Source organism: Candidatus Aminicenantes bacterium, assembly GCA_026393795.1.
Classification (GTDB): Bacteria; Acidobacteriota; Aminicenantia; order UBA2199; family UBA2199; genus UBA2199.
In genome coordinates this window covers 1-10987 of sequence record JAPKZL010000235.1, presented here as the reverse complement: position 1 = coordinate 10987, position 10987 = coordinate 1, and the positions used below count along the sequence as shown (strand labels likewise).

General features: G+C 57.3%; 10 protein-coding genes and 1 pseudogene. 6 read left to right on the top strand and 5 right to left on the bottom strand.

The window, feature by feature from the left end; all coding sequences use genetic code 11:
• The coding region (locus NTW95_12220; protein ID MCX6558172.1) for an SLC13 family permease at nt 1–1087 on the bottom strand (1087 nt) is incomplete at its 3' end.
• Between the two features lie 142 nt (nt 1088–1229).
• Here NTW95_12220 and NTW95_12215 point away from each other — a divergent pair.
• A complete protein-coding gene (locus NTW95_12215) occupies nt 1230–1934 on the top strand; it encodes an isoprenylcysteine carboxylmethyltransferase family protein (GenBank protein ID MCX6558171.1) in 705 nt (234 codons plus the stop codon).
• Here the strand turns inward: NTW95_12215 and NTW95_12210 are convergent.
• The 4 genes and pseudogenes from NTW95_12210 to NTW95_12195 all read right to left on the bottom strand — a co-directional run bounded on the left by NTW95_12210 (nt 1931) and on the right by NTW95_12195 (nt 4396).
• Entirely contained in the window at nt 1931–2179 is a 249-nt protein-coding gene (locus NTW95_12210) for a hypothetical protein (GenBank protein ID MCX6558170.1), read from the bottom strand. The two genes, NTW95_12215 and NTW95_12210, sit on opposite strands and share 4 nt — an antisense overlap.
• Nucleotides 2157–2285: pseudogene (locus NTW95_12205) on the bottom strand (D-glycero-beta-D-manno-heptose 1-phosphate adenylyltransferase). The gene NTW95_12210 and the pseudogene NTW95_12205 overlap by 23 nt, the downstream one beginning before the upstream one ends.
• Nucleotides 2272–3597, bottom strand: coding sequence for an ABC transporter ATP-binding protein (locus tag NTW95_12200; protein ID MCX6558169.1), 1326 nt, complete (start codon nt 3595–3597; stop codon nt 2272–2274). The pseudogene NTW95_12205 and the gene NTW95_12200 overlap by 14 nt, the downstream one beginning before the upstream one ends.
• A gap of 1 nt (nt 3598) precedes the next feature.
• Complete coding sequence (locus NTW95_12195) at nt 3599–4396, bottom strand: ABC transporter permease (protein MCX6558168.1); 798 nt, start codon at nt 4394–4396, stop codon at nt 3599–3601.
• A 172-nt stretch (nt 4397–4568) separates the two neighbouring features.
• Between NTW95_12195 and NTW95_12190 the strand changes: the two genes are divergently transcribed.
• The 5 genes from NTW95_12190 to NTW95_12170 form a co-directional block, all read left to right on the top strand.
• On the top strand, nt 4569–5873 hold the full coding sequence (locus NTW95_12190) for a SpoIIE family protein phosphatase (GenBank protein ID MCX6558167.1): 1305 nt from the start codon (nt 4569–4571) through the stop codon (nt 5871–5873).
• Nucleotides 5870–6070, top strand: coding sequence for a hypothetical protein (locus tag NTW95_12185; protein ID MCX6558166.1), 201 nt, complete (start codon nt 5870–5872; stop codon nt 6068–6070). Before NTW95_12190 ends, NTW95_12185 begins: the two co-directional genes overlap by 4 nt.
• Entirely contained in the window at nt 6048–8048 is a 2001-nt protein-coding gene (locus tag NTW95_12180) for a protein kinase (GenBank protein ID MCX6558165.1), read from the top strand. The genes NTW95_12185 and NTW95_12180 overlap by 23 nt, the downstream gene beginning before the upstream one ends.
• A 30-nt stretch (nt 8049–8078) precedes the next feature.
• Nucleotides 8079–10577, top strand: coding sequence for a protein kinase (locus tag NTW95_12175; GenBank protein MCX6558164.1), 2499 nt, complete (start codon nt 8079–8081; stop codon nt 10575–10577).
• The coding region (locus NTW95_12170) for a serine/threonine-protein kinase (protein ID MCX6558163.1) at nt 10574–10987 on the top strand (414 nt) is incomplete at its 3' end. The genes NTW95_12175 and NTW95_12170, both read left to right, overlap by 4 nt.

Here is a 10987-nt window from a genome sequence, read left to right as displayed (position 1 = left end):
TGCTGCCGATGGTGATCAGGTTGCCGGCAAAGGTGCTGGCCAGCGCCACCACCACCCAGGACAGATGCTGGGCCGGACTCAGAATTTTTACCAACAACATGACCGCCGGCACGTTGCTGACCAGGTTGCTGAGCAGCGTGGTCAGGACGGCCAAATCGACCATGCGGGTCAAAACCACTCCCCTGGCGGTCAGAAAGACCATGATCTGCCCGGGGATGTGCGCCGCCCCGATGCCGGCCATGACGATGAACAGGGAGCAGAAAAGGGTGATCAGGTGCCAGTCGACCAGGCCCAGCAACGAGCGGGTCTTCATGCGCCGGCTGCAGAGCAGAAATCCGGCCAGGGCAATGGCCGAAAGTTCGCGCGGCAAACGGGTCAAAAAAAGGATCACCAAAATGGCAATGACGATCAGGCCTTTCACGGTCTGGTGGCGGTTGAATGCGGGATAGTCGGCCTTTTTTTCCGCCGGTGCTTCACGGCGTCCGGGAATCTGCCTCCAATAAAGGCCGATCAGAATGAAATAAGCGCCGGCCAAGGCCAAAATGACCGGCGGCAGGCAGGCGCGGCTGAAGGCGAGAAAATCGAGCCTGCCGACCTGGCCCAGCAGCATGTTTTGCGGGTTGCCGATGATCGTGGCCGCCGAGCCGATGTTGCTGGCTGCGGCCAGGCCGATCAGGAACGGGACGGGGTTCATCCCGGCTTCGAGGATGGCCACGCACAGGATGGGGGTAAACACGAGGCAGATGATGTCGTTGGTCAGGAAAGCCGACAGCAGGGCGCTGAAAGCCATGATCGCCATTAAAAAGAGGCGCGGCCGCGACATTAGCCCGGTCAGCCGCAGCGCCGCCCGGGTGTAAAAACCGCTGAGCTTGAACTGGGCGGAGATGACCATCAGGGCGTAAAGCAGGAGGATGGTGGCCGTGTCGATGGCGTCGAAAGCCTGGCGCGTGGTCAGCACCTTGGCGACCACCATGGCGATGGCGCCCAGCAGGGCGATGCCGGTGCGGTCCAGGGCCAGGCCGGGTATGCCGCCGATCGCCACCCCGGCGTAGGTGATTAGAAAAATAATCAGCGCGATCTGTTCCACAATAATCTCCACCCGTTTGTCAGAAGCCCTTTTTTATCATCGACAAAAGGAGCTGTCAAGGAGACCGGGAAAGACCGTACACCGTAAACCGTACACCGATTGCATTCTTGACAGTCCAGCCATTTCACGGTAAGTTAAGGCCATGCAACCCTGGCCATTGCGTTTCGGCAAGTTCCTGTTCAAGTTCCGCAGCTTCACTCCCCTGCCGCTCATCGCGCTCACCTTCATTTTTTTCAAACCGCTGTCGCCGGCGCCGCTCTGGACCGCGATCGGGCTGATCGTCGCTTTCGCCGGGGAAGGGATACGCATGATCAGCGTCGGCTACGCCGGCAGCGGCACCTCGGGACGCGAAAGTTTCCTCAAGGCCGAAAGCCTGAACACCACCGGCCTGTACTCGCTGGCGCGCAACCCCCTTTACTGGGGGAACACGCTCATCTTCGCCGGCCTGCTGACCATGTACGCCCAGCCGCTGGCCCTGGTCCTCTTCATCGTTTTTCTCTTCCTGCAGTACCATTTTATCGTGCTGGCCGAAGAGGAATTCCTGCTGCAACAGCACGGCCAGGCTTACGCCGACTACCGCGTCCGCGTCAACCGCTGGCTCCCCCGAACCGCGAATTATCTCCCTCCCGGCCACCGCTTCGACGGCCGCAAGGTCTTCTTCAAGGAGAACGACTCCTGCTTCAACCTGCTCATGGCGGCGCTGCTGATCCTGGCCTGGAAGGATAAGGTTTTTTCGGGAAGGCTGAGCCGGCCCTGGTTTTTCGCCGGCGCCGCGCTGGCGCTGGCCGTTTTTTACGCCTGGGTGAAAGTCCTGAAGAAAAAGGAAAAAGCGCGCAGTGCCGCTTAGAAATTCCTGACTATTTTTTCGATCAGGTCCGAGCTGGAATAATTGCCGGCCAGCTTGAACAGGCACAATATGCCGCCCCGCCCCTCCACTTCCGCGCGGCCCACGACCTCGCCGGGAGCGTAATCGCCACCCTTGACCAGGACGACGATCCGTTCGATATCGCGGATCCCTGACCGACGCGTCGTCGTTGATCCCGACCACCAGGAGATCGCCCTGGTTGCGCGCGAACTGCAGCAGCTGGACATGGCCGGGGTGCAGCAGGTCGAAAACCCCGTTGGTGAATACGACCTTGTCCCCGGGGCGTTTTTCCAGCTCCCGGTTCAGCGCCGCGACCGTATCAAGAATTTTCATTTTTTTTCAGGCGGATGTTGTCCGAAAATTCCCATTGGTGGGCGATGCGGGCGATGCCGACGTCGCGATGGGCGGAGTTGACCCGGAAGGTATAGAGGAAATGGTGATAGTCGAAGGGATAGCCGTCGAACTTGTGGACGGCGACATCCAGGAAATAGGTGCCGTTGATCAGCCCCAAAGCCGGTATCGCCAGCCGGACCTTGCCGCTGCCCGAGATCGACCTGGCGCTAAAATCGTCCAGGACGGTGTTGGAGCCGTAGCAGGAGATGCCTTCGGAATTGAACACGCCGATGCCGAAAACAAAATCCTTCTGGCTCGCGGCCGCCTGGACGTCGAATTCGATGGTCAGCGGCTCGTCGGCTTTGTAGATGTATTTTTCCTTGCCCTGGCCGTCGAACATCTTGACGTTGGAAATCTCGATTTCCCGGCTGCCCCAGCGCTTTTCCGGGTCTTCCAGCCCTTCCGTTCCATCCGCCAGCCGGGCTCCGGCCTTATCGTGCCCGACCTTGTCTTGCAGGATATGCTTGGCTTCTTTTTCATGCTGCAGCTGGAGCTTTTTTATGTCTTTTTTGCCCACGTACTCGAGATAGGCATCGACCACGCGCTTGGGATAGCCGCGCATCTCGATCTTTCCCTTCTTCAGCCAGATGACGTCGTCGCAGATCCGTTCCACCGTGGCCAGGTCGTGGGAGACGAAAATGATGGTCTTGCCGTGGCGGCGGAATTCGTTGATCTTGTCCAGGCACTTGGGGACGAACGAGGCGTCGCCCACGGCCAGCACCTCGTCGATGAGCAGGATGTCGGGGTTGACGTTGATGGCGATGGAAAAGCCCAGGCGCATGAACATGCCCGAGGAATAGCCCTTGACCGGCTGATCGATGAAATCCTCCAGCTCGGCGAACTGGACGATCTCCTCGTATTTTTCCTGGATCTCCTTGCGGGTCAGGCCGAGGATGACGCCGTTGATGAAGATGTTTTCCCGCCCCGAGATCTCGGGATGAAAACCGGCGCCGAGCTCGATCAGGGCCGATATCCGGCCGTTGGTGACGACCGACCCCGACGTGGGCTTGCTGATGCCGGCCAGGATCTTGAGCATGGTGCTCTTGCCCGAGCCGTTCTCGCCAATGATGCCCAGGGTCCGCCCCGTCTTGACGTCGAAGGAGACGCCGCGCAGCGCTTCGAAGCGTTCGGCGACCTGCAAGTCGCCGAAAAGGCTCTTGCTGACCATGGCGCTCTTGATGGTCAGGAACTTGTGGCGGTCGGCGTATTTCTTGTAGAACTTGAAGACGTCCTTGACTTGCACGGCGATCATGTCAGACCTCTTCCACGAAAGTGTCGCGCAGCTTGTCGAAGATCACGTAGCCCAGGTATAAAAACAGCAGCCCGACCAGCACCGTGATCGAAAGGCGCCTCCAATGCGGCAGCGACCCGAAGAAAAAGGAGAAATGGTACGACTCGATCACGTGGGTCATGGGGTTGAAGTTCAGGACCATTTTCAGCACCCGGGGCACCGAATCGTAGGTATAGATGATCGGGGTGGTGAAGAACCATAGGGTGATCAGGTTGGTGAGGATGTCCTTGATGTCGCGGAAATGGACGGTCAGAGCCGAGATCAGGAAGCACAGTCCCATGGTGAAGATATACTGGACAATCAGGCTGATGGGCAGGAAGAGCACCCACAGGCTCAACGGCTGGCCGAAGATGAGGAAAAAGAGAATCAGCACGGGCAAACCGAGGAGGAAATGGACCATGTTGGTGGTCACCACCATGATCGGCAGCACCTCGATGGGAAACTTGATCTTCTTGATCAGCGCTCCGTGCACCATCAGCACATTGGCCGACTCCATCAGCGACGAGGAGAACCAGGTCCAGGGCAGGATGCCGTTGAACAGGAACAGGGCGTAGAGCTTGGCGCTGCCGAAGCCGGCCACCTTGCCGCGGCTGACGATGAAGCCGAAGACGATTGTGTACACGAGCATCAGCAGCAGCGGGTTGAACAGGCTCCAGAAGAAGCCGAGCACGGTGCCGCGGTAGCGCGCCTTCAGCTCGCGCGAGACCAGGATCAGGATCAGCTGCCGGTGGCGGAAAATTTCCTTCATTTTTTCGATCATGTTGTTGCCAGCCGCGATTATACCACAAACCGTCCCGGTGCCGAAGGACTTGGAGCGCCAGTTCCGCTCCCGCCTGGAAGTCGTTAAAAAATCATTGTTATTGAAAATAAAATATTAAAATTCTAAAATAAGGGCAATTTGACTTTTTGCTTTGCGCGTTGGAGGGAAAAGAATGGAAAAACAAGACCGCGAGCAAACCATCGAGCAGCTGCAGGTTGAAAACAAGCGGCTGCAGCGGGCCGTCGAGGAGCTGGGCATCCTCAACGAGATCGCCACAGCCATCAATTCCAACCTGGCCCTGAAAAAGATCCTCGACCTGATCGCCCAGCGCTGCGTGCACCATCTGCAGGCCGAGCAGGGGGCGGTCCTGCTGCTGGAGGAAGAAAAATTGGAAAAACCATTCCAGACCCTCTGCCGCTTCGGAGACAGCAGCCACCAGCGCCTGCCCTACCGGCTCGACGACCAGCTGAGCGGCTGGATGCTGAAGAACCGCGTCCCGCTCATCGTCAACAATTTCCAGAGCGACCGCCGCTTCAGCGCCGGCTCCGGCGACCTTTTCTCGGTCAATTCGCTCCTGTGCGTCCCCCTGGTCTGCAAAGGCAATATGATCGGCATTATCGTCGCCTTCAATAAAAAATCGGGACCGGGATTCAACGCCGACGACCAGCGGCTGCTGTCGATCATTGCCAGCGAATCGGCCCAGGTCATCGAGAACGCCCGCCTGGCCGAGAAGGAGAAGGCATTGCTGCACATGCAGGAGGAGCTTCGCCTGGCCTACGAAATCCAGACCAACCTCCTGCCCAAGGAAGCGCCGGTTCTGCCGGGCTACGACATCGCCGGCAAGAGCGTCCCGGCCAAGACAGTCGGCGGCGATTACTATGATTTCCTGACCTCGGGCGCGGCACGGCTGGCATTCTGCCTGGGCGACGTTTCGGGCAAGGGGCTGCCGGCGGCGCTGCTCATGGCCAACCTGCAGGCGGCCGTGCGCAGCCAGACCATGACCAACCCTTCCCTGACCGCCTGCCTTGAGCAAGCCAACACCCTTCTATTCCACAACACCAGTGCGGAAAAATTCGCCACTCTGTTCCTCGGCTGCCTGGATACTTCCAGCCATGCCATCCACTTCTGCAACGCCGGCCACAATTACCCGTTCCTTTTCCGCGCCAATGGAGAGCCGCAGCGGCTCGAGAAAGGCGGCCTGGCCCTGGGCTGCTTCGAATCGTTCCCCTTCGAGGAAGACAGCGTGAGTCTGCATCCGGGCGACCGGCTGCTTGTCTTTTCCGACGGCATCACCGAGGCGATCAATGAAAACGGCGAGGAATTCGGCGAGAAGCGGCTCATCAAGCTGGTGCAGCCCCTGGGCGGAACCAGCGCCAAGGGGCTGATCGAAGAGATCCTGGAGGACGTGAAAAAATACGCCGGCACGCAGCCGCAGATGGATGACATGACCCTGGTGGTGGTCAAAAGAGTTTCATGATCGGCCGGACCGTCTCACATTATACAATCCTCGAGAAGCTCGGCGAGGGCGGGATGGGCGTTGTCTACAAGGCCGAGGACACCAAGCTCAGGCGCGTGGTCGCTCTTAAGTTTTTACCAGCCGAGCTGACCCGCGATCCCGATGCCAAGCAGCGCTTCCTGCACGAAGCACGTGTTGAAGGAATTGATTTCGGGTGATGGGGCGATTGGCGTAGGGGCACGGCGCGCCGTGCCCCTACCTGTAAAGGACGTCATTGACATCGCCACCCAGCTCGCCTCCGGCCTCGCTGCTGCCCATGAAAAAGGCATCGTTCATCGGGACATCAAGCCGCAGAACATCCTGGTCGACAAGAACAACCATGTGAAGATATTGGATTTCGGTCTGGCCAAGTTGAAAGGCGTATCATCCATTACCAAAGAATCATCCACCTTGGGCACAGTGGCTTACATGTCGCCAGAACAAGCCATGGGCAAAGAGGTCGACCAGCGCACCGACATCTGGTCGCTGGGGGTCGTTCTCTACGAGATGCTGACCGGAAAACTGCCGTTCAAGGGTGAATACGAGCAAGCGGTAATCTATTCAATCATGAACGAAGTTCAAAAACCGCTTCGAAACCTTCGCTATGATGTACCAGTCGAAATGGAGCGTCTTATTGAAAAAATGCTTTCCAAGGATCAGAACGAACGATATCAGAATTCAGCCGAATTGCTCGAGGCAGTAAAGGGAATAAAAAGAAGACTCGAATCCAAAACCATGGACTCCGGCCATAAAGACGAGAAGTTGGTCCCTTCGATCGCAGTGTTGTCATTCACAAACATAAGTGCGGACAAGGAAAATGAGTACTTTAGTGATGGGTTGGCCGAGGATATCATCGACGCCCTGACGCAGGTGCCGGGACTTCGCGTGATGGCTCGGACCTCGTCCTTCGCCTTCCGCGGCAAACAGGCGGACGTGCGCGAGATTGGGGCGCGGCTCAACGTCTCGCACATTCTGGAAGGGAGCGTGCGCAGGGTGGGCAAACGCATCCGGGTGACGGCGCAGCTGGTCAAAACAAGCGACGGGTACCACCTGTGGAGTCAACGCTTCGATCGGGCGTTGACCGATGTCTTTGCCATACAGGACGAGATCTCGCAGGCCATTGTGGAAAAGTTGCGGGTACGGTTGGCGGCGGATCGTCCGCTTGTCAAGCGGTACACCGAGGACCTCGCCGCCTATGACTTCTGTCTGAGGGCCCGGTATCACCTGCTGAGAATGACGCAGGAAGGACGCGAGACAGGCCGGCGGTACTGTGAGCAAGCCATCGCGCTAGATCCGAAGTACGCTTTGGCGCATGTCATGCTGGCAGAATCCTACTTCTGGAGCGCTTTTTGGGGATCCACGGATCCGCGGGAGTCATTCTCAAGGGCCAAGTCGGCGGCACTCGAGGCCCTCAGACTCGATGACACGATCGCCGACGCCCACAGCGCACTCGGAACCGTCCTTGGTAGTGGCGAGTTTGATTGGCTTGGAGCCGAGCGCGAATTCCTCCGTGCACAAGAGTTAAGCCCGTCCGCGACAGCTGCCCGCTACGATTACGCCTGGTGTTACGCCTTGTGGTTCCTTTACCCTCTGGGTCGGGTGGAACAGGCCTTGACCGAGATGCGTCGGGCGGTGGAGCTGGATCCTCTCGATCCATTCTACAATACGCTATTGGGGTATCTCCTCGGCGTCACGCGCCAGTTCGAACCAGCCATCGCGCAACTGCAGCAAACCATCGATCTGGACCCATATTTCTTCTTCTCCCAGTGGTTTCTCTCGATCACCTATACGTACAATGGTCGGTTCGAGGAGGCCATCGTCGCAGCCGAGAAGGCGAATGAGCTTTCCGGAGCCAATTCGCTGACACTGGGAACGCTGAGTAGCCTTTACGGCCGGGTCGGTCGGATTGCCGAGGCGCGGCAACTCTTGGAGGAGTTGATGGCGCGACGGCGGTTTGGATATGTGCCCTCATCCGCTCTTGCTTGGGCCCATAATGGCATGGGAGAACTGGACGAGAGTCTGGAGTGGATCGCAAGAGGTATCGATGAGCGTGATCCACTCCTTGTGACCGCGATCAAGATTGCCCCGACCTACGATCGCCTGCGATCTTTTCCGGCCTTCCACGCCCTGCTGCGGAAGATGAACCTGGAGCCCTGAAATGGTTGAGCATGCGAAGCCAAAAAAACCATGATCGGTCAGACCATATCCCATTACCACATTCTGGACAAGATCGGGTCCGGCGGCATGGGAGAGGTTTACAAGGCCGAGGATACGAAGCTCAAGCGCCGAGTGGCGCTGAAATTCCTGCCAATCCAAATGACCGCCGACAAGGAAGCGAGGTCCCGCTTTGAACGCGAAGCCCAGGCCGCCGCTGCCCTGAACCATCCCAACATCGTCACCGTCCACGAGATCGGCGAGCACGAGGGCCAGGTCTTTATCGCCATGGAATACGTCGAGGGCCAGACGCTGAAGGAATTGATCACCGTCAACCGTACACCGTCCACCGTCGACCAATCCCCTATCGCCCCTCACCCCTTGCCCCTCGCCCAAGTTCTTGAAATCGCCACCCAGATCGCCGAAGGGCTAGCAGTAGCCCACGCCAAAGGCATCGTCCACCGCGACATCAAGCCGCAGAATATCCTGGTCGACAAGGACGGCCGGGTAAAAATATTGGATTTTGGTCTTGCGAAACTAAAAGGAATCTCTTCCTTAACCAAAGAATCCTCCACCCTGGGAACCATCCATTATATGTCACCTGAACAGACGATGGGAAAGGAGGTCGACCACAGGACTGACATATGGTCCCTGGGAGTGGTGCTCTACGAGATGCTCACTGGAAAAGTACCTTTCAAGGGCGACTATGAGCAGGCGGTGGTATATGCCATCCTGAACGAGGAGCCCGGGAGACTGACCTCGATCCGAAAAGACGCCCCGCTTGAGTTCGACCGCATCCTGGAAAAAGCCCTGGCCAAGGAGCCGGATGACCGCTACCAGCATGCGGATGACATGCTGGTCGATCTGAAGCACCTGAAGAGAGATTCGCGGCCCGACCGCCAGCCGGTTCCTTCGGCTCCTCGGCGAAAAACCTGGCGCTGGCCGAGATGGGCAATTCCGGTGGTGGCCATTCTTTTTGTGGCAGCAGCGGCAGCGTTGTTCTTTGTTTCTAGGGAGAAGCCAAAGCCAGATGTTTCCAAACAGACGACAGACATACGCCCCGTCCAGCCCGCCTGGACCCATTCGATCGCCTTTGTTTCTAGGGAGAAGCCAAAGCCAGATGTTTCCAAACAGACGACAGACATACGCCCCGTCCAGCCCGCCTGGACCCATTCGATCGCCGTGCTGCCCTTCAAGAACCTGAGCGACAGCAAGGAGGATGAGTACTTCAGCGACGGCATCACCGACGACATCATCGCCCAGCTCTCGAAAATCGGTGACTTGAAGGTGATTTCCCGTACTTCGGTCATGACCTATAAAAACACAGCAAAAAACATCCGCGATATCGGCAAGGAGCTTGACGTGTGGACGGTCCTGGAGGGCAGCGTGCGCCGGGCGAAAAATCAAGTACGTATCGTGGCCCAACTGATCGACGCCCGCAACGAGGGCCATCTCTGGGCCGACACTTACGACAAGGAGCTGATAGAGGTTTTTGCCATTCAGAGTGATGTCGCCCAAAAAATCGCGGCTGCATTAAAAGCGAAACTTTCACCGGAGGAGAAAGAGCGGATAGAGAATAAACAGACAGAAAACACCGAAGCGTATGAACTCTTTCTGAAAGGACGTTTCTATTTGAACAAACGGGTGACCACTGACTTTCAAAAGGCAGTCGCCCATTTCAACCAGGCAATTGAGAAAGATCCATCCTATGCGTTGGCCTATGCCGGATTGGCCAGCGCCTACGCCGTGATGCCTTACTATGGATCAGGGTCAAAAGAAAATTATGCTCTGGCACTGGAAGCCGCGTCAAAAGCCCTGGAGATAGACCCGACCCTAGCCGAAGCCCATACGGCCTTGGGATACGTAAAAGAAAACCAATTTGACTTGGCTAGCGCGGAAATCGAATACAAGCGCGCCATTGAACTGAATCCAAGCTATCCGACAGCCCACCATTGGTACAGCACCTTTTTGCGCAGGCTGGGCCGGTTTGAGGAAGCGATAACCGAATCCCGGCGCGCAGTAGAACTTGATCCGCTCTCGCTGATCATTAATGTGAATCTCGGCCATACGCTTATCTGCATGCGGCAATACGACCAGGCAGTAATTCAATGCCAGAAGGTAATCGATTTGGATCCCCAGTTCCCCTGGAGTTATTTCTTTCTGGGAATGGTGGCCGAACTGCAGGGGAAATTTACTGAAGCCATCAACGAGTACAAGAAGGCGGCACTTCTTTCAAAAATTCAACTGCCGGGAGAAATCGGGCGTTGTTATGCGCGTGCCGGGAGAAGAAAAGAGGCTTTGGAGGCGCTCCGCGAGCTGCATGAGTATGCGAAGCAAGGCTTATCGGTTTCTTTTAAAATTGCCGATGTCTACTATGTACTTGGTGACAAAGATAACGCCGTAGCCTGGCTCGAAAAGGCCATTCAGGAACATGACCCGCAATTAAGTGAAATTATTCGTCCCGTGTACGAGGATCTACGTTCCGATCCAAAGTGCAGCAAACTGCTGAAGAAAGTGGGACTGATAAAATGATCGGCCAGACTATCTCCCATTACCACATCCTGGAAAAAATTGGACAGGGTGGCATGGGAGAGGTCTTTCTCGCCGAGGATACCAAGCTCAAGCGCCAAGTGGCGCTGAAATTCTTGCCGAGGCAAATGACGGCTGATCCTGAGGCGAGGGAAAGGTTCGGACGGGAAGCCCAGGCCGCCGCCGCATTGAACCACCCCAACATCGTCACGGTTTACGAGATCGGCGAGCATGAAGGCCAGGTCTTCATCGCCATGGAATACGTGGAAGGGCGGACATTAAAGGAACTGATTGATTCTTCCCGTCCACCGTCCACCGTCAACCCATCCCCCATCGCCCCTCGCCCCTTGCCCCTCCCCCAAGTTCTCGATATCGCTATTCAGATCGCCTCCGGCCTCGCCGTCGCCCACGCC

Bases quoted from the DNA above. Each gene is read 5' to 3' on its own strand.
- NTW95_12215 (MCX6558171.1), top strand. From the start codon at position 1,230: ATGCAACCCTGGCCATTGCGTTTCGGCAAGTTCCTGTTCAAGTTCCGC.
- NTW95_12210 (MCX6558170.1), bottom strand. From the start codon at position 2,179: ATGTCCAGCTGCTGCAGTTCGCGCGCAACCAGGGCGATCTCCTGGTGG.
- NTW95_12200 (MCX6558169.1), bottom strand. From the start codon at position 3,597: ATGATCGCCGTGCAAGTCAAGGACGTCTTCAAGTTCTACAAGAAATAC.
- NTW95_12195 (MCX6558168.1), bottom strand. From the start codon at position 4,396: ATGATCGAAAAAATGAAGGAAATTTTCCGCCACCGGCAGCTGATCCTG.
- NTW95_12190 (MCX6558167.1), top strand. From the start codon at position 4,569: ATGGAAAAACAAGACCGCGAGCAAACCATCGAGCAGCTGCAGGTTGAA.
- NTW95_12185 (MCX6558166.1), top strand. From the start codon at position 5,870: ATGATCGGCCGGACCGTCTCACATTATACAATCCTCGAGAAGCTCGGC.
- NTW95_12175 (MCX6558164.1), top strand. From the start codon at position 8,079: ATGATCGGTCAGACCATATCCCATTACCACATTCTGGACAAGATCGGG.